The 25114-nt window shown below is 37.3% G+C and carries 17 protein-coding genes; 15 read left to right on the top strand and 2 right to left on the bottom strand.

Annotation, left to right across the window (positions count from 1 at the left end; genetic code table 11):
- Positions 1–592 precede the first annotated feature (592 nt).
- The 3 genes from IPZ59_RS19150 (at position 593) to IPZ59_RS19140 (ending at position 6597) form a co-directional block, all read left to right on the top strand.
- Positions 593–1924, top strand: a complete 1332-nt coding sequence (locus IPZ59_RS19150) for a TlpA family protein disulfide reductase (RefSeq protein ID WP_236137647.1) — start codon at positions 593–595, stop codon at positions 1922–1924.
- The gene (locus IPZ59_RS19145; RefSeq protein ID WP_236137646.1) at positions 1921–5133 is read left to right on the top strand and encodes a SusC/RagA family TonB-linked outer membrane protein; all 3213 of its coding nucleotides are present in this window, start codon (positions 1921–1923) and stop codon (positions 5131–5133) included. The genes IPZ59_RS19150 and IPZ59_RS19145 overlap by 4 nt, the downstream gene beginning before the upstream one ends.
- A 105-nt stretch (positions 5134–5238) precedes the next feature.
- Positions 5239–6597 (top strand): RagB/SusD family nutrient uptake outer membrane protein, encoded by a 1359-nt coding sequence (locus IPZ59_RS19140; RefSeq protein ID WP_236137645.1) that lies wholly within the window; start codon positions 5239–5241, stop codon positions 6595–6597.
- Between the two features lie 38 nt (positions 6598–6635).
- Here the strand turns inward: IPZ59_RS19140 and IPZ59_RS19135 are convergent, their stop codons facing one another.
- Both IPZ59_RS19135 and IPZ59_RS19130 read right to left on the bottom strand, forming a co-directional pair.
- Positions 6636–6911, bottom strand: a complete 276-nt coding sequence (locus IPZ59_RS19135; RefSeq protein ID WP_236137644.1) for a DUF6520 family protein — start codon at positions 6909–6911, stop codon at positions 6636–6638.
- A 161-nt stretch (positions 6912–7072) separates the two neighbouring features.
- On the bottom strand, positions 7073–7486 hold the full coding sequence (locus IPZ59_RS19130) for a MauE/DoxX family redox-associated membrane protein (protein WP_236137643.1): 414 nt from the start codon (positions 7484–7486) through the stop codon (positions 7073–7075).
- A gap of 2807 nt (positions 7487–10293) precedes the next feature.
- On the opposite strand from IPZ59_RS19130, the gene IPZ59_RS19125 reads away from it, so the two are divergent.
- The 12 genes from IPZ59_RS19125 (at position 10294) to IPZ59_RS19070 (ending at position 25080) form a co-directional block, all read left to right on the top strand.
- Positions 10294–10890, top strand: a complete 597-nt coding sequence (locus tag IPZ59_RS19125) for a cyclic nucleotide-binding domain-containing protein (RefSeq protein ID WP_236137642.1) — start codon at positions 10294–10296, stop codon at positions 10888–10890.
- A 222-nt stretch (positions 10891–11112) separates the two neighbouring features.
- Complete coding sequence (locus IPZ59_RS19120; RefSeq protein ID WP_236137641.1) at positions 11113–12660, top strand: terpene synthase family protein; 1548 nt, start codon at positions 11113–11115, stop codon at positions 12658–12660.
- Positions 12661–14864: 2204 nt separating this feature from the next.
- Entirely contained in the window at positions 14865–15611 is a 747-nt protein-coding gene (locus IPZ59_RS19115; RefSeq protein WP_236137640.1) for a hypothetical protein, read from the top strand.
- 3 nt (positions 15612–15614) lie between these two features.
- Entirely contained in the window at positions 15615–16031 is a 417-nt protein-coding gene (locus IPZ59_RS19110; RefSeq protein ID WP_236137639.1) for a DUF5675 family protein, read from the top strand.
- Positions 16015–16212, top strand: coding sequence for a hypothetical protein (locus IPZ59_RS19105; protein ID WP_236137638.1), 198 nt, complete (start codon positions 16015–16017; stop codon positions 16210–16212). Before IPZ59_RS19110 ends, IPZ59_RS19105 begins: the two co-directional genes overlap by 17 nt.
- A 13-nt stretch (positions 16213–16225) precedes the next feature.
- The gene (locus tag IPZ59_RS19100) at positions 16226–16471 is read left to right on the top strand and encodes a hypothetical protein (RefSeq protein ID WP_236137637.1); all 246 of its coding nucleotides are present in this window, start codon (positions 16226–16228) and stop codon (positions 16469–16471) included.
- A gap of 215 nt (positions 16472–16686) precedes the next feature.
- Entirely contained in the window at positions 16687–17724 is a 1038-nt protein-coding gene (locus tag IPZ59_RS19095) for a DUF354 domain-containing protein (RefSeq protein WP_236137636.1), read from the top strand.
- A 27-nt stretch (positions 17725–17751) separates the two neighbouring features.
- Positions 17752–18732 (top strand): glycosyltransferase family 4 protein, encoded by a 981-nt coding sequence (locus tag IPZ59_RS19090; protein WP_236137635.1) that lies wholly within the window; start codon positions 17752–17754, stop codon positions 18730–18732.
- Positions 18733–19466: 734 nt separating this feature from the next.
- Positions 19467–20567 (top strand): glycosyltransferase family 4 protein, encoded by a 1101-nt coding sequence (locus tag IPZ59_RS19085; protein WP_236137634.1) that lies wholly within the window; start codon positions 19467–19469, stop codon positions 20565–20567.
- Positions 20568–21002: 435 nt separating this feature from the next.
- Positions 21003–22490 carry a GNAT family N-acetyltransferase gene (locus IPZ59_RS19080; protein WP_236137633.1) on the top strand — a complete coding sequence of 496 codons (1488 nt, stop codon included), beginning with the start codon at positions 21003–21005 and terminating at the stop codon, positions 22488–22490.
- A gap of 104 nt (positions 22491–22594) precedes the next feature.
- Complete coding sequence (locus IPZ59_RS19075; protein WP_236137632.1) at positions 22595–23494, top strand: polysaccharide deacetylase family protein; 900 nt, start codon at positions 22595–22597, stop codon at positions 23492–23494.
- A gap of 5 nt (positions 23495–23499) precedes the next feature.
- Entirely contained in the window at positions 23500–25080 is a 1581-nt protein-coding gene (locus IPZ59_RS19070) for a GNAT family N-acetyltransferase (RefSeq protein WP_236139839.1), read from the top strand.
- The last annotated feature ends 34 nt before the right edge of the window (positions 25081–25114 follow it).

The following is a 25114-nucleotide window of genomic DNA, read 5'->3' as shown; positions in this document are numbered from 1 at the left end:
TCTGCTGCAGAAGATCATGGGAAATGTATTCCATTTATTTCTATCGGGTAATAGTTGCCGCTCTGGTAGCATGGAAGAGGACTGCCCTTTTGGTAGGAAGTTCCACTTTGCCTCATACTTAAATGCATGAAAAAAATTATCAACTCATGCTTCCTGGCCTTGCCATGCCTTTATCGAAGTATCAAACGGGGAGTCCAAGATCAATACAAGTCCGATTCCTGTAATGAACATTCGTTAAGAGCAGTCATTTTCCTAGGAGCAAAGTACCCTTGTATCCTGAGGCTGGCAAGAAATCTAATTCTTCTCCACCTCAAAGTAAACCAACATGTTCCATCAAAAAACAACTCACATAAATCCTATGCAGATAAACAATAATAACCCCTGAACCTAGCAAAAGTTGCTATCCCCCACAGGCTCCCTGAAACTCTCCTCATAAGGTTAACGATCAACCAAACCCAAATGTAGCTAGCGGATTCACACAAGGTGACGATACTGCACAGGGAGGGAAGCTTGCTTCCAGGCCGAAGGCTAAGTCTTTGGAAGGCTTTCGGTCTCCTTATTTTTAATAGTATTAACAATTTAAGTCATACCTATGAAAGTTAAAATTTACTCCTTCATGTTGATGATTTTATTCTTGATGTCACAAAAAGGATTTGCTCAAACATCAACAGATTTCCAAGAAATAAAGCCACTGGAAGTAGGCGATTTCCTACCGGATATACTACTCGAAAATTTGCTTTTCAATGATGTTGCTACAGTTCAAACAGCTGATTTTAAAGGGTCCTATTTGATCCTGGACTTTTGGGCTACTTGGTGCGCACCCTGTATAGCTAGTTTCCCTAAAACTGCTGAACTGAATAAAATTTATGAAGGAAAGCTAAAAATCCTTCCTGTAACTTACCAATCAAAAGATGAGGTTGAAAAGCTCTTTAGCCGAACCCAAAAACTAAGGGATTTAAAAATCCCCATGGTTTACAATGACAACATTCTAAGAGTTTTATTTCCTCACCAAACCCTTCCCCATTACGTTTGGATAGGTCCCGATGGAAAAATTATCGCTTCCACTTACGGAAATGATATCACGGAAGAGAAAATCGAGCAGGTTATTAATGGGCAGGCAACAGTATTGGGATCAAAAAGAGATAAGATAATTGACGTAGACCCCTACAAACCCTTGTTGGCAGGTAATCCAAACTTTGGGAATACACCAATATATTATCAATCGGCTCTTACAGGTCCAATTGATGGATTTCCAGGAAAATATGATCTTATTAGGGACGATCAGAAAAGGATAAAAAAATTTCTTTTTACAAATACTTCTATAAAACACCTAATGAGAATAGGTTTTAGTGATGGTAAAAATATTTTTCATAATAAACTAATCGAAATTGATGTCCAAGATCCTGAGAAAGTCACAACAAAAAAAACTGGGGAAGAATATAAAATTTGGAAACAGCAGGGAAACAGCTTCTGCTTTGAGTTGATTGTTCCAGATATTCCTGAAGAACAAAAGTGGGCCTTATTGAAATCCGAATTAATCAAGCTTTTTCCCCAATATTTAATTTCAGTAGAAGAACGAAATTCCCCAACATTAGCGCTTAAATCGCTTGGTGATCCTTCACATTTGAAATCCAAGGGAGGACCTTCAAAATATGCATTTTCTGGTATTTCAGGTGAGCTTCAAAATACAACCTTAGAAATGTTGGTAGTTCATCTTAATAGCATGTACCTCCAACGAGACCATCGATTAATACTAAATAAAACAGGTATAGATTTCCCAGTTGATCTTTCCATTGAAGCAAATCTTAGAAGTGTAGAAGATTTACAAAAAGCACTTGCTGCTTACAATTTAGTCTTAGAAGAAGAATTGAACCCAGTTTCTAAACTGGTAATTCGAGACAACCCAAAATTTATAAAGCCATGAAAACAAAGCATATACTATTGATTTTGTTGTGCCTTTTTTCCTTTTATGGAAAAGCCCAAGATATACGCAGACTGCAAAAAGGCCGTGTCTCATCAGAATCAACTGGAGAACCTTTGGTCGGTGCGACCATTATGATCAAGGATACTAAGAAAGGTGTGATTGCTGATAGAGATGGTAGATTCGAAATTATCCTAAATTCAATTAATGATGTGCTGGTCATATCATATCTTGGTTTTGAGACGAGAGAGCTAAGTCCTAGCAACGTTTCTGAGGACTTCCTGAACATACAATTAAAGGATTTGGGGCTTGATTTAATGAATGTAGAAGTGGTGTCTACTGGGTATCAACAATTGCCCAAAGAAAGAGCAACCGGTTCATTTGTTCAACTAGATGAAGAACTTGTTAACAGGCGTGTAAGTACCAATCTTATTGACAGATTGGAAGATATTACACCAGGTCTGATCTTCAATAGGAGAAATGTCAACAGAGATTTGGACATTGATATTAGGGGTAGAAGCACCATATTTGGAAACAGTCGTCCATTAATTATTATAGATAATTTTCCCTATGATGGCGATTTAAGTACAGTAAATCCAAACGATGTTGAAAGTATTACTGTCTTGCGGGACGCAGCTGCCGCATCTATATGGGGAGTTAGAGCTGCCAATGGAGTAATTGTGATAACTACAAAAAAGGGAAAATTCAATCAGCCAACTAAATTTTCATTCAATTCCAATTTTACATCTATTGAGGTTCCCGATCAATTTTATTTACCTGTGATGAATGCTTCTGATGTATTAGAAGCCGAAAAAATACTTTTTGATAGAGGTTTTTGGGATAACCAGCGAAACAGTATCTCAAGGCCTCCCATACCTCTGGGGGCAGAAACTTTATTGGGTATCAGAGATGGTTTAATTAGCGAAGAGGAGGGGAGACTAATTTTGGATAGATTGGCATCCAATGATCTTAGAAATGACTTGACCAATGATGTTTTTAGGAGATCTTTTAACCGTCAATATTCCTTGCAAGCAATGGGAGGAGGGGAGACCAATAGATTTTTCTTTGGACTAGGATTGGATAGAAATGATGAAAACTTACAGTTTAATTCCAATCAGCGAGTCACTCTCAATACTAGGCAAATATTTAGTGTAGGTAAAAAGCTGGAAGTTGATGCAGGTGTTTATTTTGTCCAATCGACCCAAAATTCACCAAACCAAGGAGTCTCTTCCATAGGTTTAACTGCAACAAGGCCTTTGCCAATCTATTACAGCCTGCGCGATGAAAATGGGTTGCCAATAGTAACTCCGAGAGATTTTAATAGAAGCATAACAGATAATGCAATAGATAGGGGTTTATTGGATTGGCAATTCAGACCTTTAGATGAGTTAAATATCAATCAAAATTCCTCTAAAACAACGGACATCCGGATAAATTCTGCCTTAAAGTATACAATAAAAGAAGGTTTTTCAGCTACGCTATCATACCAATATTGGAAGGCAAATACTGAGAGATTATTGTACCGACCCTTGGATTCATACTTCAGTAGAAATTTAATAAACCAGTTCACCCAAGTTTTGGCAGATGGCAGTTTACAAAGGGCAATTCCATTGGGTGGTATCGGGGATTTTAATTATGTTTCATCATTTTCTCACTCGCTAAGACTTCAAACGGATTATTCAAAAATTTGGGAAAATCATGAATTAGTGATTTTGGGAGGTTCAGAATTTAAGCTATTAGAATCTAACTTATCATCTAAGCGTTTGTATGGGTATGTGCGGGAGAATGCGGTTAATCTCCCTGTTGATTTCGTGTCCTTATTTAGAAACAATGCCGTTCCTGCTCAACAACTTAGAGTACCTTATGGCAATTCCGTTAATAGTTTTTACGATAGATTTATCTCATTTTTTGGAAATGCTTCTTATACTTTAAATAGAAAATATGTGCTTTCCGCAAGTTTAAGAAGGGATTTATCGAATATTTTCGGTGTAGATACGAACCTTAGAGGGGTGCCATTATTTTCAGGAGGGGCAGCTTGGAATCTCAGTAAAGAAAGCTTTTACAATGTAAACTGGTTGCCATACAGTAAATTGAGACTTACCTATGGCTACAATGGAAACGTAGATAACAGCATCTCCTCATTGGCAATTGCAAGATTTGCTACAAATAATATCTTGGGTTTACCTACGGGAGTGATAATTTCAAATCCCAATCCCGAACTTCGTTGGGAACGGGTTGGCATGTTGAATATAGCATATGATTTCGCAACACGTAATGATTGGTTATCGGGTTCTATGGAATTCTATAGAAAAAATGCGGTTGACTTGATTGGGGTTACGGGGTTCCCACCTTCATCAGGCATTACTGAATTTAGAGGAAATTTTGCAGAGACCGAAGGTTGGGGGATGGATATAAATATTAGAACCATCAATATAAATAAAGCAGTCCGCTGGACGACTGATGTATTCTTCTCAAAAATAGTAGAAAAGGTTGTCACTTATAATAGAATGGAAACATCATTGGCTTATGTACAAGCTGGTGCAGGAATGGGGGCATTTAATCCTGTACCTTTTGAAGGTAGACCTTTGTTTTCTGTTTATAGTTTTCCATTTGTAGGACTTGATCCTAATACAGGTGATCCAATTGGTTTATTGAACGGGGAGCCAAGTACGAATTTTAACTCTATTATTTCAACAACAAGCCCCGAAGATTTAATCTTCCATGGTTCGGCAAGACCTACTTCTTTTGGAGCAGTTAGAAATACAATCCAATGGAAAGGGTTTAATCTTTCTTTAAACATAAGCTATAGACTTGGATATTACTACAGAAGAAATTCAGTAAATTATACCAATGTTCTATTAGGAAGCGGTGATCATGCAGATTTTAACAACCGATGGAGAAGCCCAGGAGATGAGTTAACTACTTCGGTTCCTTCTATTCCAGCCATTGCTAATATAAATAGAGACAATTTATTTTTATTTTCCGAAGCACTTGTTGAAAGAGGGGATCATATCAGACTACAGGATATTAGATTGGGTTATCAACTATCAAAAAATGAAATACCAAAAATTCCCTTTGAAAGAGCAGAAATTTATTTCTATGCTAATAATCTAGGGATTTTATGGAAAGCAAGTAACGATGTTCTAGATCCTGATTTTCAGTTAGCAAGACCCTTGACTAGTATTTCAGTAGGCTTAAAAGTTGACTTCTAGAACCTCTTCCTTTTCATTATAAATGAATCCGTTAGCCAATTTTGGTAATGAAATTCTAAAAAATAATTATGATTAATTATCAACCATTATAAACGTGCACATCCTATGAATCGAATAAAAATAAAAATGATATGTGTGATTTTTGGATCTATTATGATAAGCTGTGATTCATTTTTGGACCAAAAACCACAACAAACCTTCGTTATTCCAGAGAGCCTTTCTGAATTACAAGCCTTGCTTGACAATAGTGATCAGGTATTTAATCAAACCCCCGGAGGCTTTGTATTTGCAGCAGATGAATTCAAAATAACAGAGCAAGGTTTCAACGCAATAAATTTAGTGGCAAGGGAATTTTACTCTTGGGATCCAGAAGCATTTATTGCACAAGAAAATTTAGGTGATTGGAATCGTCCTTATCAACAGGTTTTTGTTGCAAATTTGGTTCTTGAAGGACTGGAAAGAATTCCTGCCAATCAAAGGAATGATGAGTGGAATAGAATCAAGGGACAAGCACTATTCTGCCGAGGTTTTGCAGTATTCAATTTGGTTCAGTTGTTTGCTGATCCGTATTCACCCAGTACAGCGGGAAACTCATTTGGCTTGCCGTACCCTACGGCTTCAAATATTAATTTAAGATATGATAGGGAGACACTTGAAATTACCTATCGAAAGTTAATTGATGATTTATTGCAAGCTTCTGATTTGCTTCCAACGGATACGCCAATCCTAACACGACCAAGTAAAGCAGCAGCTTATTTGATGCTCGCTAAATCCTATTTGATAATTTCAGAGTTTCAATTAGCAGAGGAATTTGCTAGCAAATCGTACGCACTAAAAAATGATCTGCTGGACTACAATGAATTAAATCCCTCGGCAGCAAGACCAATTCCTGCATTTAATGTTGAACAGGTTTATTATTGCCTTCAATTATCTATCAGCCAATTTTCTAATCAAATTCATTTTGATGAATCCTTTATAAATTCTTATGATGAAGATGACCTTAGAAAGTCAATTTTCTTTCAATTGAATCCATCTACCAGACTCATCAATTTTAAAGGGTCCTATACGGGAAATCTACTTTCCTTCGGTGGATTAGCTGTTGATGAGACTATTTTTGTTTTAGCAGAAGCCAAACTTAGGAATGGAAATCATCAAGAAGCATCTGCTTTGGTCAATCATTTATTGAAGTTTAGATTTAAAGATGGAGAAATTATTCCGGTTGATTTTCAAAATGAAAGTGATGCATTAAAAATGCTTTTTGAAGAGAAACATAAACAATTGGTATTTAGAGGAACTCGATGGACTGATTTGAGAAGGATGATGGTCGAAGGTAGATTGACAGAAACACTTTCTAAGACTGTAGGTGAAAATGTATTTACCTTGATTCCAAGAGAACCCAAATGGACTTATTTAATTCCATTCGGAGAAGTTTCAAGAAATACTATCCCACAAAATCCAAGATAGGAAAAAAGGCTGCCACACAAATGGCAGCCTTTTCCAATTTAAAGTTCAATGTAAAAACCAATAGTTTCTGATCCTTGAATTCGGTTATTCATATCGCTTGGATCATCGTTAAGAAACTTAGCCGTACAAATTTCCTCCTCTCCATCGCATAAGTAGGTGGTTCCAGGAGGAACATCAGGAATTGGTTGCCACTCTCCTCCGACATTTGCAAACAACTGTCCTTCTATGGCACTTTTCGGCTGCGTAAACGCAAAAGCAAATACAGCAGCCAATACAAATGCAAATAATGGTACTCGTTTTATGAATGAACTCATAACAAACTCCTTTTTTTAACATTCAAAAAAGGCAGTAAAACCGTTTGGTTGTTATCCTACTCTTTTTAAAGGTTTTCGGATTCCCCTTCTTGCTACCTGGGTACAATGCTGATTCTACCTAGTACATCATTCCCATAGAATCGGGTAGTTTTTTTTTATAATTAAGTGTTTGTTCTAATAAGGATTCCTGTAATGGATAGTAGCAGCAGACCAATGTTCAGAATAAAGTGAAGCTTCCAGCCAAGTTGCTCAATGATCCCGGCACATCCACAAGGCACTCGTTCAAATGCTCCTACCCAAACCAATCCCACATAAGTTGTAAATGCACTCATCAAAGCAATTGATCCAATCATGCCTAAGGTTCTTGTTCTTTCACCAATCAGCAAAAGCGCTAACCCGATCTCAACCACAGGTATCAGAATACTCATGTACTCCCCAATGGCATTAGGAAATGGCTGATTCAAAATAGCACCTCGAAAGCCACCAAAATCAATCAACTTACTGACCCCAGTATAAGTCCACATCAGGATCAAAAGCCAAAGGATGATCGGTTCAATATATTTTTTTACTTGCATAAAACTGTGTGTTTTTACGTGTATAAAACTAAAAATCAATAATTTATCTCCCAAATCACTCTGTCACCTAAGGTGTCATTTTTCCAAAAAACGTTAAAACTTTGTCAAAAAATCAACTTATTCTTCCCCTTAAAGTAACCGAAATGTAGTGAAGTCCTCATTTAAACATGAACACTTAACTATCCACTGATGAAATGTTCAATGTTTAAAGTTAATATGTAGAGCCCCCCACACTTAACCATTTACCCTGAACACTTAACAATCCACACAACCCTGGCTGGTCTTTAGGATCTCACATCATTCATTCTAAATTCATCATTCTTCATTCCACATTCCCAACCCACTGTTCACTTACCGCTGGCAGTACTTGCGGGCGGGACGTCAGAAAACCGTAAACCTCTCACAGATCCAGGAGATTGAACGGATTTGGCGCAGATTGATTATTTTAGATTTTAGAGGGTAGATTTTAGATTTATTAGGATTAAAAATCACGTTCACGTTTCATTTACCATTAGCCGCTTGCAGTACTGGCGGGGAGGTGGTCAGAAAACCAGGCCTGCCTGTCGATGATATATTTATACTCTAGGTATTCACGGCAGACAGGCCTGCCTGTCAATGCAGATCGAAAAGTGTTATTTTATAGGCAGACAGGCCAGCGGTGGCCTAGAGCGAGGAAGGATTTTTCTGACTAACCTTTTTGGTTACTTTTTGGGCAATGCAAAAAGTAACGACCATAAGAGTAAATAGCAGCAATATTCTAGTTACCAATTAGTCTTTATAAATATCAATTTCCTTACAAAAGAAAAATCTAGGTTTTCAGGTCAGATCTAAAGACAATTATCGTCCTATCGGCTCGGAAAGCGCTTTTTAGCACGAATGCAATCATCGTGCGAGCCTCTGGATCTTAGAGGCGATTCCTGTCCCTGGGTTGCGGTGTGAGGAGATGTCAGTGCATAAAATAATTACTATAACACCTTACCCAGGGTTATTAGAGATTTAAGCCCTTCAGGCTTATGGAGATTTTTGAGATAGATTTTTAACAACCAACCGGTGGTGTCACTTGCGGGCAGGAGGTCAGAAAACCGGGCCTGCGTGGGCCCTGCGGGGAGAAGGATTTTTCTGACTAGTGTTTTTGGTTACTTTTTGGGCAATGCAAAAAGTAACGAACATGTAGGTAAAAATCTCAAAAGCATTTACCTCCACCCAAAACTTATAAATATAAAAAAATCAAATTCCAGTAATTACATTTAAAAGACAATCACGTCCATATCGGCTCGGAAAGCGCATTTTAGCACGAATGCAATCATCCTGCGAGCCTCTGGATCTTAGAGGCAATTCCTGTCCCTGGGTTACGGTGTGAGGAGATGTCAGTGCATAAAATAATTACTTTAATACCTTACCCAGGGTTATTAGAGATTTAAGCCCTTCAGGCTTATGGAGATTTTTGAGATAGATTTTTAACAACCAACCGGTGGTGTCACTTGCGGGCAGGAGGTCAGAAAACCGGGCCTGCCTGTCGATGCAAATCGAAAAGTGTTATTTTGTAGGCAGACAGGCCTGCCTGTCGATGATATATTTATACTCTAGGTATTCACGGCAGACAGGCCTGCCTGTCAATGCAGATCGAAAAGTGTTATTTTATAGGCAGACAGGCCTGCGTGGGCCCTGCGGGGAGAAGGATTTTTCTGACTAGCGTTTTTGGTTACTTTTTGGGCAATGCAAAAAGTAACGAACATGTAGGTAAAAATCTCAAAAGCATTTACCTCCACCCAAAACTTATAAATATAAAAAAATCAAATTCCAGTAATTACATTTAAAAGACAATCACGTCCGTATTGGCTCGGAAAGCGCCTTTCTGCTCGAAGGCAATCATCGTGCGAGCCTCTGGATTAGGGGTGTAACCTCCTTCCTCGGATTGAAACCCGAGGCTGATATGTCAATCATGGCTATGCCATTCACTCTTAAAATTCAATATATTTAACAGTAAACGATTTAAAAACGACCCTCTCTTTTTTTATAACCCTCGTTCATTCTTCATTCCAAATTCCTCATTCCCAACTGTTCACTTACCGCTGGTAGTACGTGCGGGTGGGACGTCAGAAAAACCGAAAGTCTCTCGCAGAAAACACAGAAAGCGCAGAAAAATCCGCAGATTAATAATTACTGGATAGAGATAATATGTAAATGCCCCTGCATTTTAACAATTAACAAAAATAACCACCCCCGAAGGTCCATTATACTCTCTTTCATTCCTAATTCTCCATTCTTAATTTCTAATTCAAAAAGGGCAATGCAAAAAGTAACGACAATGAGGGCAAATAGCATCAATGATTTTAGTTTATTTTGCAGCATATAGATTCCAAAAATCAAGAAATTCTCACCCCAGAAAAAACTAATTTCCCTAGAGGATTGCAAATCCTCATTATCTACTGACCAAGATTGCAAATCTCGGACAGCCTGAAAATCAGCAGAAAAATGTTTTTTGAAGGACTTCGTGCAATTACGAGCTATGCGAGTAAAAATTGAAAAAAAGAAATTCGTTCAATTCGCATAATTCGTGGTTCCTTATATACTTTTACCCCAATCGTTAGTTCCCAAGAATCCCCTTTCATTCCAAATTCCTCATTCTCCATTCCACATTGCCAACTGTTCACTGCCCACTACTCTCTTTCTACTATTCACTACCCATTCCCAATTTCCCAACGAAAAAGTCCCAATTTTTAAGCATTTCAAAACTTGACCCAACAAAAATTTGGTAATTGAAACAAGTTTACTTTTCATTGGGCTTCAAATCAACTACTTACAAAATGAACAACTACAAACGATTGCTTCAAATTAAGAAATATGCCCTGGCAAATGACCTCTTTTTCCAAGAGATTTACTTCGACATGGTCAAACAGTCCAATCATCACCACTTTCGAAAGAACAGCCTCATTAAAACACCACAAGGAAAGGAATCTCTATTCTTTTTGAATCAAGGCTTAGTAATAGGCACAAAAGATAAAAGTGTCAAAGGAGATTGGACATACCTCATCCACTCAGAAGAGGTCTTTGGAGATTACCAGGAAATAGTAGGAGCTATGATGCCAACATTAAATTGGTTTGCACTGAGTGATATTGAACTGATTTCTATATCATGTGAAACGTTTAAAAATGCACTAATACCCCATCCAGCGTATTTCAAAAAAATTACTAGCCATCTCTACAAACTTGAATTTGAGCGACTAGAAACCTTTGCGGAAATAAATAAACGGGGCCTTCCAGACAAGCTCAGGTTATTGGAGACTAGAAACCCTGATTTAATCATTGAATCCAAGTTCAAGGATTTAGCAAAATACATAGGAGTTTCTAGACAACACTTGTATAGGGAATTGATGAATAAAAATTATTTCCCGAGTAGGTGATATGATAAAATCTAAGTTTTATGTCTCATTTTTCATCATTTTGAATTTTTTTTTAATCTTTTACTTGCTTATTAATTAGTTGGTTCTTTAAATTTAACTTAATCGTTAATTAGAGAAGAGGTCTCCTTCAGGTTGAATAATTGGTTCAACTGCCTAAAAATGGACCTAGTTGACGATTTTTATTGTGTGATTAATGTTTGTTGGAGATAACTAAAGGAAGCTATGAAAATGATCATTGACCCAATTTCACTCAAATCTTTTTTAGACGAAATCATGTCTATCCAATTGAAAGATGTGATTGCCCTCGTTGAATATCTAGAGGCCGAAAAACTAAAAAAAGGTACTGTTTTAAGGAAGCCTGGAGAAAACGAAGATCAGGCTTATTTGGTAATGGAAGGAACGCTCGCCCTGTACTGTCCACAAAAACGTTTAATCAGACCATTCTTTCGAAAAGAAGTAGCCTTCGATATGGATGCCTATTTTTCAAAATCCCCTAGCGACAACTATTTGATTGTCAAAGAAAATGCAAAATTAATCAAGGTGTCCAGAAGGGCAGAATCTTCAATTTTAAATAACTTAACTCAGTTGAAAGCTTTCTCCCAGGCACTCATCCAATCAGCAAAAGGGTCTAATCAAAAATGGATGAGGATTTCACAAATGCATTACTCCAAAGCTCTTCCGCTCATTAAAAAAGATCACCACCACTTTTTTAAAGTATTCAATTCTTTCGAGACTGCCTCACTGCTTCAGGTCAATCGACGAACCCTTAGTAGATTCAGTAGTCAACTCTTTCGAAGCAGAAAATCCTTCTCAGTCAAAGCGTTAGAAGAAAATATCTTCAATTACCCGTTTTCCTCAGAGTGTCATCCTCAAGTAGACCATGTACATTCTTTTGCATTGGAATGGGCGATTCAGCACAAACTATTCTTTAATACCAAAACACGACTGATATTTGACAGGATGAAAATGCCATACCTTTCATGTAGACTATACCCGGATGCATCCCTAGAAAAAGCAATTTGGATAGGGAAGTTTTTTGTCTGGCTTTTCTTTATGGATGACTTTACAGATAAACTTCCAAAAGGACAAAAAGAGAAATTTTGGGAAAAAATAGTGCTTGGTGTCAATTCGATTGTTTGTAAAAATAAAACCCCAAGAGGTTCAGGGAAAATAGCACTCTTTTGGAATGCTTTTGGGAATCTCTGGGATGAATTCACATCACTTGCATCTGAAAAATTCACAGAGATTTTCAAAGAGTCTTTATACCAATATGCCCTTGCGAATAGATGGGAAGCAAAAAATCTGGATAAGGGATCCATTCCTAGCATAGCAGAGTATGCTAAGAAAAGACCATTTTTTTCTGGTGGAAACTTGGCACTGGATTTTTCCCGATTTGTATTGGAAGACGTTGCACCTGGAGTGTATAAGCATTGGAATAGTTTGGCAAATTATAAGAGGGCAGCCTCTAATCTAATTTTCAAATCCAATGACTTACTTTCATACCAAAAAGAAAAACAGCTAAACGATTATCATAACTTACTATCGCTCTTACAGATTCATCAAAACTTAACAGAAGAAGAGGCAATCAATGCTGTTATCATAGAGCATAGCGAAGATTTGAAAAAGTTTTTGGAAATAGATAGACAATTGAGCGAAGCATACACCCTTAAAACTCAGGATAAAATGCTCCTCATGAAAAATATCAAGTACCAAATCGCTGGAGCTGTTGAATGGTCTATATTTGATACTAAACGATATATAGATTTTTAATTGCCCAATAATTACCTTGCTGTACCCCCTTTTTTGAACACACGCCCTTTTTTGAATCAACACTTGGTTAGCTCTTATGTTCTAGAGAAGCCAACATAATTGACCAGCCTTTAGTATCAAGAAATCTTTAAGGCAATTGATTATCTCAAGGCTTTATTAAAAGAAAATCTTACGTCATACGTATTGGTCAAGGAAACTTTCTTTGAATCCTTAAATTGCGCTTATTCAAAATCCAACATAACTAAAAAAACAAAAACAAAAGATCTAAAATCTAAAATCTAAATCCTACCACATCCTCTAATACTCATTTCCAATTGCATCAAGCAAACAAGTTAAAATTACTATTGCCTAAGTCATGCAAAAGAAAAGGTGCGTAATATATCCCCAAGACATCCAGCGGATGACTTCGAAGTCGGAGAGGTATTCCCAGAATCTCTTGCAAAAGGTACGCATGTATTTCAAAAAAGAACCCCATCAATTTGTAACCATCAGAGAGTTTTCCCAATTCTCTGGTATTCCGTTAGAAGACATTGACCCCTATATTGAGGGGTCTTGATTTCACTAGAGCAATGATTAAATGTGGGTTAATTATCATCAAATAATGCTAATTTTTAATATTTAAGATGTCTTTAAAAATTTATAAAACTACAGAAATAATCATAATTATCGCTCCAAATTCTTTGTTTTTAGCCGTATATGTTCCGACCGTGTTCCGACCATGTCCCGTATGCCTCCCGACCATTCGCCGACTTTTGGCGAAAAACCAAGAAACCATATAATTATTCATAGTATATTGAAAAAGTACAATTTTTAAAATTATCACTTTTAACTATTCACTGCTCACTATTCCCCTCCGCTGGCAGTACTGGCGGGGGGGAGGTCAGAAAACCTGGCCGGCATGGGCCCTGCGGGGGGAAGGATTTTTCTGACTAGCCTTTTTGGTTACTTTTGTGGCATGACAAAAGTAACGACAATGAAGGCAAAGAGCATCAATGATTTAGGTTCAAAATTCGGCTTATAAATTCCCATCAAACCCAATTTTCCTAAAAAACCGCAATTCTCCATTCCAGTGATCTAAAGAAAAATTATCCTCATATCGGCTCGTATGACGGGGATGGCTCGACCACAAATACCCTGCGAGCCTCTGGCTTCTGAAGACGATTCCTCTCCCCGGGTTGCGGTGTGAAAAGATGTCAGTACATAAAACAATTACTGTAACACCTTACCCGGGGTTAATAATGGTTTAAGCCCTTCAGGCTTATCAGGAGACAGCGGACGCATCCCACATTAAACACTTAACAGCCATACAGGAACGTTCAATGTTAAAAGTTAAATGTTAATATGTAGCGCCCCCCACACTTAACCATTTACCCTGAACACTTAACAATCCAAACAACCCTGGCTGGTCTTTAGGATCTCACATCATTCATTCTAAATTCATCATTCTTCATTCCACATTCCCCACTGTTCACTGCTCACTACTCACTATTCACCTCCGCTGGTTATACTGCTGCGGGGAGGAGGTCAGAAAACCGGGCCTGCCTGTCGATGCAGATCGAAAAGTGTTATTTTATAGGCAGACAGGCCGGCGTGGGCCCTGCGGGGAGAAGGATTTTTCTGACTAGCCTTTTTGGTTACTTTTGTGGCAATGACAAAAGTAACGACAATGAAAGCAAATTGCATTAATCATTTTGGTTCAAATTGAGCTAATAAATCCCCAAAAAAACTAATTCATCTAGAGGATTTCAAATCCCATACAGCCAGACGATCCAAAGAAAATTATCCTCATATCGGCTCGTATGACGGGGATGGCTCGACCACAATTACCCTGCGAGCCTCTGGCTTCTGAAGACGATTCCTCTCCCCGGGTTGCGGTGTGAAAAGATGTCAGAACACAAAACAATTACTGTAACACCTTACCCGGGGTTAATAGTGATTTAAGCCCTTCAGGCTTATCAGGAGACAGCGGACGCATCCCACATTGAACACTTAACACTCCACACAACCCTCGCTGGTCCAAAAGAACCCCCTCATTCCAAATTCCTCAATCCTCATTCCTCATTCCCCACTATTCACTGCTCACTACTCACTGTTCACTATTTTTTCCGCAACTTCCGCAAAATCCGCACGATCCGCACATTCATTTCTTAACCTTCTCATCATCAGCCATATTTGACTATGTTTTACTTTAAACCAAAGCAAAAATGGCAAAACAAACGAGTATCATTACACTAAGCGGTAATGTTGGAAGATTGAATTTCTTCAAGAACCGCGATGGTTATCAAGCCAGAGAAAAAGGAGGCGTAAGCAGGTCAAGAATCATGTCTGACCCACGGTATGCGAGAACGCGTGAGAACATCGCTGAATTTACAATCAATGCTGCTGCTGTCAAATTACTAAAAGACACAATCAGACCGGCATTGATTAAAATCTCCGATCCACGATTGCATCAGCGTATGGTAAGAAGAATGCTCGAAATCCTGAGAACCGACCCGGTTAATATTAGAGGTGAGCGCCAGGTCTCAGAAGGTGATTGGCAATTAATGCAAGGATTGGACATGAATGTCAGAGCTAATTTGGCATCTGTTCTTAAGCCTGAAATCACCTACAACAATTCCGAAACTGAGTGGCAAATTTCTATTCCGCCATTTCAACCATCGGACTTCGTATGGATTCCTGAAGGAGCCACACATTTCAGAGTATTTGCTGTTGGTGCATCAGTGGACTTCTTATCCTTAGAGAGAAACTTCCTGATGGATAGTTCCGAAGAGATACCTGTTGCTGGTCTGACCACCGAAATTAGCTTGAGCGTTGACAAAGCCACCTTGGTAAATCCGCACAAGGTTTTTCTCCTAGGAATAGAGTTCTTACAGTTGGTCAATGGACAGCATTATGCCTTGAGCAATGGGGCGCATAATGCGGCATCCATTATTCTGGCAGAAAATAGTTAAGCCATGATTTTGCAGCTCTTCAGGCAATATGAGGAGAATAGAACGCTTGGGCTAATTAAAATGAATGGGAAGACTATTTCCAAAACTTTGGAAAATCCCCAAGCCTTCAAAGCTCCTTGGTTGAAGGAGGGAAAATACCAGTTGCTCCTTCGCTACTGCGAGAAAATAGGTTGGTATATAGAAATCTATTGCCCAGGGCCAGAGAAGTTTAGGTTCAGACCTTTAAAGAATGGAAAAATTATGCCCAAAAAGAGCATAGCTCCAGTGCTTTATTGGAATCATGAGGCTAAATTCTCCAAACTAGCCACCTTAAAATTTATGGAAAAATTGGAAGCTAGTTTTGCTTCGGGCGATCAGGTATGGCTTGAGATTAGTAGGGGAATGCAACAATGCTTTGCAAGTGATGGACTGGCAGATTAGTTTATTGGTCTTCGGATTGGGAGGAGTGATGTCACTCCTCCTCTCCATCATCGCCTACTTTCTAAAGCTATTGGTTCAGGATATCCGAGATCTGAAAAAAGATTACGGCGACCTGAGAGCACTCTGTATTGGTTTAAAAGCCAAACAAACGGAGTTAGAACTTAAAATTTCAAAATCCTAAACCAAAAAATGATATGGAAGTAAATAAAATGTTATCAGAACTCAGGACAAGGTGGCAAAAGCCTACCCCGCCGTTCTTTCAAAAGCTAGGTCAATTGGGGATGATCTTAGCAGGAGTAGGAGGAGCAATCCTCACGGCTCCTGTTTCAGTTCCTACTGTCCTAACAACAGTTGCTGTACATCTACTGACAGCAGGAGTCATCATCAGCAGTATCAGTCAGGTGACCATCGACTCCCCAATAGATAAAAAGACAGATTAATTGAACCATTCAAGGGGATTCATGTGAATCCCCTTGAATTTTCTTGGGCAATAAGTCAAAAAATTTCTTGTGCGATCGAAACATAGAACAATACAAGAAAGACAACTCGTTATTTTGTGAAACTTTATGACTTATTTTTAAATTGCGACAAATTAAAAAAAGAATAACCTCATAAAGAGAATTAAAATTGTTTCTTCTTCACCAACCCATTTCACATGCGAATTTTAATTGACATCAATCATCCCGCTCATGTTCATTATTTCAGGAATTTTTATAAAATTATGACAGGTAAAGGGCACAGTATCCTCTTTGTGTCAAGAAATAAAGAAATTGAACATCAGTTACTCGATCATTATCAAATACCCTATATCAATCGTGGGAAGGGTAAAGAGGGTAAGTTTGGGAAGTTTACCTATTTACTCTATGCAAATTTTAAATTATTAAGAATTTCATTGCGTTTTAAGCCTGATGTGTTCCTGAATTTTTTACATCCCTATCCTTCTCAGGTAGCTAAACTATTGGGCAAACCATCCTTGGTTTTCAGTGATACAGAACATGCGAAACTACACCATCAGCTAACAGTCCCATATGCTACGCACATTTTTACTCCTAGCTGTTACAGAAATGATTTGGGAGAAAAACAAATACGTTTTAATAGTTTTATGGAACTATCTTATCTACACCCCAATTATTTTCATCCACAAGAAGATATTTTAGATATTTTGGGTGTTAAGAAAAATGAGCCTTATGTGATTGTCCGCTTCGTGTCTTGGGCGGCTGCACACGATTTTGGTCATACAGGAATGTCTTTAGATAACAAAGTTCATGCAATAGAATCAATGGCTAAATATGCCAGGGTTTTCATATCCTCAGAAAAACAACTCCCTGATAGCTTACAAAAATACCAAATTTCGATACCAAAAAATAAAATGCATGACGCACTTTATTTCAGTACCTTATTGTTTGGTGAAAGCGCTACCATGGCGTCGGAAGCCGCTGTATTAGGAACAAGTGCTATTTTTTTAGATAATGATGGACGGGGTTATACAGATGAATTAGAAAGTAAATATCAAATGGTGTTCAATTTCACGGAAAGTGAAAATGATCAAAAGAAGGCTATAAAAAAAGCAGTTGAATTGTTACAAAATACCGATTTGAAAAAAGAAAATACCTTAAAACGAGAACGTATTCTCCGGGAAAAACTTGACACAACTGCTTTTATGGTAACTACTGTAGAGAATTTCATTAAATAAACATCACTAACTCCAAATTCAACAAGCATGAAAGTTTTATTTGTTTCAAGTGGAAATGTAAGAGCTGGGTTGAATCCAATCATTCAGCTACAGGCAGAGAGTCTGTCACGTCAAGGAGTGGAAATAGAACATTTCATTATTTTTGGTAAAGGTTATGTAGGATACATGAAAAATATTTTTAAAATAAAAAAATATTTGCAAAAACACCCTGTGGATGTGATTCATGCACATTTCGGCTTCTCTTGCATTGTTGCCCAATTGGCTAAAGGAAATATACCCTTGTTAGTCACTTTAATGGGAACTGATGTTATGGGACATAAAGACAGTAGCGGTAACATAACCTTTAGTAAAAAGCTTAGTCTGTCAATTAATCGCTTCTTCGCGAATCATATATATGATGAAGCAATTGTCATGAGCCATAAGATGAAAAACACCTTGAAAAGGAATAAGCCTACCCATATATTATCCAATGGTGTAAATACAGAAATCTTTTATCCTTTGGATAGAAAAAGTGGACTAGATTTTTTAAGTTGGGATCCAAACAAACTTCATTTTATCTTTTTGGCAAACCCATCAAGACCAGAAAAAAACTACGCATTGGCAAAAGCTGCAATAAACTTATTACAGGAAAAGGGAGTAGATGTTGAATTGCATGCAGTCTTTCAGGAGAAACCAGAAAATTTAAAGTATTATTATGCTGCTGCTACAGCTTTATTGCTGCCTTCCTTCCATGAAGGTTCTCCAAATGTTGTCAAAGAATGTTTCGCCTGTAATTGCCCCATTGTTTTTACGAATGTAGGAGATGTCGAAGAGACTACCAGTGGCGTGGAGGGTTGCTTTTTGGCACCTTATGATATTCAGGGCTTTGCGAAATCTATCCAAAAATGCATTGATTTCGTTGACAAGTTTGGAAGGATTCAAGGACAACAGAAAATCCAAGACTTGGACTTTGATGAGAAAATAGTAGCAAAAAAAATCATTGAAATTTACAAAAAAATGATGAATTAGGATTCCTAACCTCGAGTACAGAATGTTTGATAATAGGCTCTTTCCGTTGATAATCTCTAATAACTAAATAAAAAAAATGCATTCCTTGAAATATTCAACAGCTTTATTACCAAGAATTGAAAATTACATGCTAAATTTCGACCAGTCTTCATCCGACTACTATATCATTACCACTTTGTATCAAATAAATTAGATTCTTGCGCATAACCGTGTTGCTTTTCTTCACCTGAAAATATACCCAGCAATATCGGCGGTAGAATTTCTCCTTCCGATGCGGAAGTCTATAAGTTAGTTGAGTTACTGAGTTAGCTTTTGATAACCCAATTTTAGTTGCTTTCAAAAAAAATGAATTACTTCATTCAAACGTCCTTATCATCTAGTTATATAGAAACCGATAAGCGCTCAGTGGGAACATGTTTGAGAATGTTCCACTATGACCTAGGGTCTTCAACAGATACTTGGGGAAAACTAGTAGGCTTCGATAATTCCTTTGCTACAGGTATAGGGAAGTTCAGCCTTATTTCAGAATTAAAACTCTTTGGGCACTTTAGGCATCATTATTGTAAATTCCTTTTGATACATTGTTTTTCTTCACCTCAAAAACAAAACAAACAAATGGCAAAGGCTAGGCATACAGAGATTTCCTTCACAATCTTTTCGATTTACCGAAGGCTGTATTGTATTAAAAAGACACTTAAGGAAGAATTAGATTGTTTAATGATAAATTTAAATCCATGAAAATTCTATTCTTTATTGGTACACTAAGTTCGGGAGGAAAAGAAAGAAGATTATTGGAACTGATCACTTTTTTGAAAGCTCAAAAAGGATATGAACTAGTTCTTGTCACCAAACAAGCGGAAATCTTATTCGAAAATTTTTATAAGTTAAACGTCAAAAACTATCAACTATCTAGTTCAAAGTTAAATTTGAGCAGCTTTTTTGAGTTTAAGAAAATTGTAAGTGCTGAAAAGCCGGATGTAATCCACGCATGGGGCAACAAGTATGCTTTCATGAGCATTTTGATTCGCGTGTTTTATTCAAAAATCAAAATCTTGGATAGTGAAATTACATCTGCACCGCCGAGTATAGATTGGGGTGAAAAATTTATATGCAATATTAATTTTTTATTTTCTGATTTGGTTTTATCAAACTCCTATGCGGGAATTGAAGCTTTTAGACCTCCTATTCGAAAGTCTAAGGTGATTTACAATGGTTTAAATATGAAAAGGTTTGAAAATTTGGAACAAATCGCTGAAATAAAACAAAAATTCAATTTATGTTTTCCTTTCACAGTTATTATGGTAGCCTCTTACTCTCAAAATAAGGATTATGTTCGCTTCTTTGAAGTAGGAAAGGCTTTATTGAAGTACAGAAAAGACACCTTATTTTTAGGTGTGGGATATTATCAAGGAGGGAATGAAGCGATATTTGAAAATTGTATATCTATTACCAAAGATTACCCTTCTTTGAGACCCATGGAAGGAACTTCACTTGTTGAAAGCTTGGTAAATGTCGCCGATTTAGGGGTTTTGTTTTCGCCCAATGGTGAAGGACTTTCTAATTCAATATTGGAATACATGGCCTTAGGAAAGCCGGTGATTGCAAATGATGCGGGTGGGACCAAAGAAATTGTCCGACATAATCACAACGGATACCTAATAACCGATGAATCGCCTAATCAAATTGCAAAGATGATCCATGAGTTATTGGAAGACCCCGAGCAGAGACGATTAATGGGAAAACGATCTAAGCAGCGAATTTTAGAGGATTTTAGTTTGGATCGCATGGGAAAAGAATTTGAAGAAGTCTACCATAAACTCATCGAAAACCCTTGATCAGATAGTAAGTACATCATAAACTCTCTTTTAGCAATAGCTTTGCAATTGAATATGCAAAAAATGCTCAAAAGGAGCAGTGGGTGGTAATCCGTTACCTGTCTTTAATAACTCAGTGTTTTTTAGTCGATTTATGGGTGTACGGATACAGTCGTGAGCTAGCCTTATTAATTGTTTTTTAGTAAATTTTTTAAACTGAGATTAGGAGCTAAAGCTCTTGTTAAATTATTTATTATCAGATGAAAATCTTACTCAGAGAAAAGAACAAAGGTCCAAAGAATCCGTTTGAAAAGAAAATTGCGTTTTCTAAATTTAATGCCTTACATAAATTATCTTACATTTGAAGAAAAATATAGGTTTATTGAGCCTGTTGTCACAAACACAATTTCCTAATCGATTAAATTTGCTTATTCTTAATTGTTTAATTGTCACTTCATGAAAAATGAATATCCACAGTCGTCAAAATCAATATACTTTAAGCTTTTTACAGAAAAAGAATTTTTAACATTAAAAAGTAAAACAGCTCTTGTAGAAGCATGGAAAGAATTAATTCATCTGGATTCAGGCGCATCCATCTTCCAGCATCCTTCCTTTATATTGGATTGGTACGAAGTCTATGCTGCTAAATTTTCTCCTGTTATCTTGTTTGGGTTTTCAGAGGATAAATTGATGGGTGTGCTTTCATTGGCAAATCCATTAGCTAGCAAAGAAAGAAATCATTTGGTAGGGGCAGGATCTGTATTTGCCTTGTATCAAACATGGGTTGTTAAAGAAGGATTTTTGAGGGTTTTCTGGGAGGAAGGCATTGTCAAACTTCTCTTAGAGAAGGGATATAGCGTCAACCTCAAGTCATTACCGGGAGAACAGTCTTACCAAGAACTAGCCAACCTTGCAAGCTTTCAAAAATATACTGTACTAGAGTCACACAACAATCCTGTTCTGGATTTGCAATCTGAAGGAATCAAAGAGGTATTGGGAAAAAGACATTTCAAGGCCAAGTTCAACCGCTTTCAACGAGCAGGAAATACCCAATTTATTCGATTGGAACAACAAAATGAATTTGACCAATCCATTTCGGATATCCAAGTGTTCTTAAACCTCCGGCAAGGGGCAGCCTTCAATAAATTCCCCTTAGCCAAAGATCCAGAACAAGAGGAGATATTTGCAAAGTGGTTCAGATCAGGAGTGCTGCAAGCCACCATTCTACAATTGGATGGGGAGTTAATCGCCTCTGTCATGGTGATCGATGATTTTGGGAAAACCTCCCATCTCGCTGGCTTAATCACCTACTCCCCTGTGCATGCCAAACTCTCACCAGGATTAGTGCATGTGTACATGTTAGCCTATTACTTACAAGAGCATGGATATCAGGATTTGAAATTATCTCCAGGTGATGATGCCTACAAAGAACGCTTTTCTAATAGAAGAGAAGTAATGCAAGAAGTATTACTGAGTAAAAATCCATTAGAACTCGCAAAAAGGAAGGCAAGAATTCGCTTCCGTAACTATTTAAAAACCAAGGGTATTCGCCCGATGGCTTTTCAAGTGGATATAAGCAAGAAAAAAGCAGATTTTAAGACGCAATCTTGGAATATTTTTAAGCCTATAAAAACACATTCTTGGGAGTTCCTCGTTCAATTTATACAAGCAAATGCTTCCAATTGTTTCTTCAAACAAAGCCCTGAAAAATTAAAGAATCTTCTATTTGTAACAGACACTTGTTTGGAAATCAGTAGATGGAGATTTTTAGAAGATGCCTTGGAGCGCTTGGAAAATCAAGAACAATGCCTGACAATGGTTAAAGATGATAAAGTGCTTTTGTGTATATGGTATCATGGAACGATAGAAACTTTACATGACCTCGAACAATTGAAACAAGACAAAAAAATTAGCAAAATTTATACCTCTCGTAATTTGAAATAAATATTGGACGAGAGTTCCTAAAAACTACTAGTGAAAATCATTTATTCAATATAAAATTATAGATTTGAAGAAGTTATGGTAGTTTTTTTAAAATTGAAGATTTAATGAAAATAAAGAATACTATTGTCAACTTCCATGTAATAAAAAATGAAGGTTGGATGGAGAGCATTTTAATTATGCTAAAGTCTAACTTCCAGATGATAGGTACATCGAAGTTACTTTCTTATTATTACGAATTCCAATCTTTCGAAAACTCCTGCCATATCACCATCGATGACGGCGATCAAAGCGTATACACCCACTTATTTCCATTAATTAAAAAATACCAAGTCCCCGTTTCAATCTATGTTTCTCCCCATGCCATTCAAACTGGCCAAAACTTTTGGTTTCAGGAAATCAAAGGTTATGATTACAAGCAGTTTTTAACCTATTACATGGGATTGAAATCCCAAAAACAAACCTTTATCAATGAAAAACAGGTTTCAGGTATCTTGAAAACTCTTCCAGTAGATGAAATCAATGCCATCATAGCCTCCTATAAAAAGAAGTTCAATATACCGGATAAAAAGCGTTTGGGCATGGATTTGAAGCAAGTTCAGGAATTAAATAAATCTGGGCTAGTGACCATAGGTGCACACACTATGCATCATCCCATTTTAAAGAATGAAACAAATGAGCGGGTAGCATGGGAAATCAAAGATTCCGTTACCCAGTTAAGTGATCTACTGAATCAGGAAATTTGCTGTTTTGCTTATCCCAACGGTATTCCGCAATTAGATTTCGGGACACGGGAAATCAATCTGCTAAAAGAAGTAGGAATTAAACTGGCATTTTCTACTGAAAGTAAAAATTTTGATCATTCATTTGACCCTTTGAGTATTCCAAGAAGAGGCGTTACAAAAGGAAGTAAACATTTTGTACATGCAAAGTTGCTTTTGGGAGATTATTGGGAAATTCTAAAAAATGTCCTAAAACCCAATCAAGAAAAAGATTTTAGAAAGTGAAGCAGATGATCTATCAACAAGCAGCTGCAAAAGAATTGCTGGAAAATAGCGATTTTTTAACTGCTTGGGAAACCGTATGGAGAGATACAGGAGCAAGCGTGTTTCAATCCAGAAATTTTGTATTAAACTGGTATTCCAACTTTCCTGACTTTCCTGTTATTCTTGTAACCGATTGGGATGGGAAATCCATGAGTGGATTACTGACGCTCACTGAACAAAACGGGGAACTGCTAAGTGCAGGCTTGGATTTAGCAGAATATCAAACTTGGATGCTTGCGCCTGAAAAAGAGCAGGCATTCCTCGAGAAATTGCTGACAAACTGGCTTCAGATTTTTCCAGATAAGCTCCTACATCTCAAATACCTCCCTGCCAGTAAATCTTTTTTATCGATTGCACAGCACGTGAAATGGAGCAAAAACTTATTTTTCGAAGCATATGAACAACCCTTGATGGATGTCAATCAAGTGGACTTTTTGGAAACAGAACTGAAGAAAAAAAACAAAAAAGAAAAACTGAACCGATTAAAACGATTGGGAACCTTGGACTTTTTGGAGATTCACGATCAGGCCCAGTTCGAGTCCTTGCTTGATGAAATGATCCTTCTGAATGATTTCCGCAAAGGAGCCTTTTATGGGAAAACCTACTTTATGGACGAACCGGAACGAAAGGAGTTCTTGCTCCGATTATTTGAAAACAATTGCCTACATGTGACAGTGCTGATGAGCAATGATCAAATGATCTCCTTCAATGTAGGTATGAAAGATGCACATACAGTGTACTTGCAAGGATTGAATGGCCACCACCCCAAGTTTTCCAAGTATTCTCCTGGTATTTTATTGTTTTTGATGTTAGGTGTTCATTTGAACAAAACAGGTTATCATTGCTTTGACCTTACTCCCGGGGGGGCTGATGGGTACAAAAAATCCCTATCCACCAGTATAGGTACAGCCTATGATTGTTACATGGGTTCTGAGCAGTTGATTGCTAAGTTGAAATTCAAGGATAAGATCAAGGAATTTTTAAAACCGAGGCTACAAGGAAAGAAGATTTTTGGCGAGGAATATGATAACCTTTCCAACTTTCGATTCAAAATGAAGCTGAAGTTAAAGACTCTAAAAAGTAAGCTGCCCATCAGCAGGGCTAAGGAATACACCTGCTTTTTAAATGAGGAAACTCAAGTGATCCCTTTGGAAGATTTTAAATGGAATGTGCTTAAATCTAAAACTAGTTGTACGATTCATTCTAATGAGTATCGAGACTTATTTCTGTACAAAGAGATAAGCTCCAATAGATCCATCTACTCGGTACTCAGCGATTGTATGCTACGTATAGAAAATGGACAGGAGTTGTACACAATAGTAGAAAAAAATTGTTTGAAAGGGATTGCTTGGTACATCCCTGTTGACCCAAAAAGAAAGGGAGGATTACTTCAAGACGCAATAGCTTATTCATATTTACAGGATCCTACAGTTCATCAATTAGATGAACTTGTAAAGAAAATTAACCAAGACTTTTCAGATACCGTAAATGGAGAAAGTATGCAGGTGCAGATAGCTGCAAAGAATTCCTTGTTTGGAGGCAATTAATGGAAAAAAAATAGCCCTAAGTTCAAAGAACTTA

Origin of the sequence: Mongoliitalea daihaiensis (genome assembly GCF_021596945.1) — a bacterium.
Lineage (GTDB): Bacteria > Bacteroidota > Bacteroidia > Cytophagales > Cyclobacteriaceae > Mongoliitalea > Mongoliitalea daihaiensis.
This window is presented reverse-complemented; position numbering and strand designations above follow the sequence as displayed.

Coding starts and splice junctions, on each gene's coding strand:
- IPZ59_RS19110 (WP_236137639.1), top strand. CDS start 15,615: ATGATTTTGCAGCTCTTCAGGCAATATGAGGAGAATAGAACGCTTGGG.
- IPZ59_RS19080 (WP_236137633.1), top strand. CDS start 21,003: ATGAAAAATGAATATCCACAGTCGTCAAAATCAATATACTTTAAGCTT.
- IPZ59_RS19090 (WP_236137635.1), top strand. CDS start 17,752: ATGAAAGTTTTATTTGTTTCAAGTGGAAATGTAAGAGCTGGGTTGAAT.
- IPZ59_RS19130 (WP_236137643.1), bottom strand. CDS start 7,486: ATGCAAGTAAAAAAATATATTGAACCGATCATCCTTTGGCTTTTGATC.
- IPZ59_RS19150 (WP_236137647.1), top strand. CDS start 593: ATGAAAGTTAAAATTTACTCCTTCATGTTGATGATTTTATTCTTGATG.
- IPZ59_RS19075 (WP_236137632.1), top strand. CDS start 22,595: ATGAAAATAAAGAATACTATTGTCAACTTCCATGTAATAAAAAATGAA.
- IPZ59_RS19140 (WP_236137645.1), top strand. CDS start 5,239: ATGAATCGAATAAAAATAAAAATGATATGTGTGATTTTTGGATCTATT.
- IPZ59_RS19070 (WP_236139839.1), top strand. CDS start 23,500: ATGATCTATCAACAAGCAGCTGCAAAAGAATTGCTGGAAAATAGCGAT.
- IPZ59_RS19135 (WP_236137644.1), bottom strand. CDS start 6,911: ATGAGTTCATTCATAAAACGAGTACCATTATTTGCATTTGTATTGGCT.
- IPZ59_RS19095 (WP_236137636.1), top strand. CDS start 16,687: ATGCGAATTTTAATTGACATCAATCATCCCGCTCATGTTCATTATTTC.
- IPZ59_RS19120 (WP_236137641.1), top strand. CDS start 11,113: ATGAAAATGATCATTGACCCAATTTCACTCAAATCTTTTTTAGACGAA.
- IPZ59_RS19125 (WP_236137642.1), top strand. CDS start 10,294: ATGAACAACTACAAACGATTGCTTCAAATTAAGAAATATGCCCTGGCA.
- IPZ59_RS19115 (WP_236137640.1), top strand. CDS start 14,865: ATGGCAAAACAAACGAGTATCATTACACTAAGCGGTAATGTTGGAAGA.
- IPZ59_RS19105 (WP_236137638.1), top strand. CDS start 16,015: ATGGACTGGCAGATTAGTTTATTGGTCTTCGGATTGGGAGGAGTGATG.
- IPZ59_RS19145 (WP_236137646.1), top strand. CDS start 1,921: ATGAAAACAAAGCATATACTATTGATTTTGTTGTGCCTTTTTTCCTTT.
- IPZ59_RS19085 (WP_236137634.1), top strand. CDS start 19,467: ATGAAAATTCTATTCTTTATTGGTACACTAAGTTCGGGAGGAAAAGAA.
- IPZ59_RS19100 (WP_236137637.1), top strand. CDS start 16,226: ATGGAAGTAAATAAAATGTTATCAGAACTCAGGACAAGGTGGCAAAAG.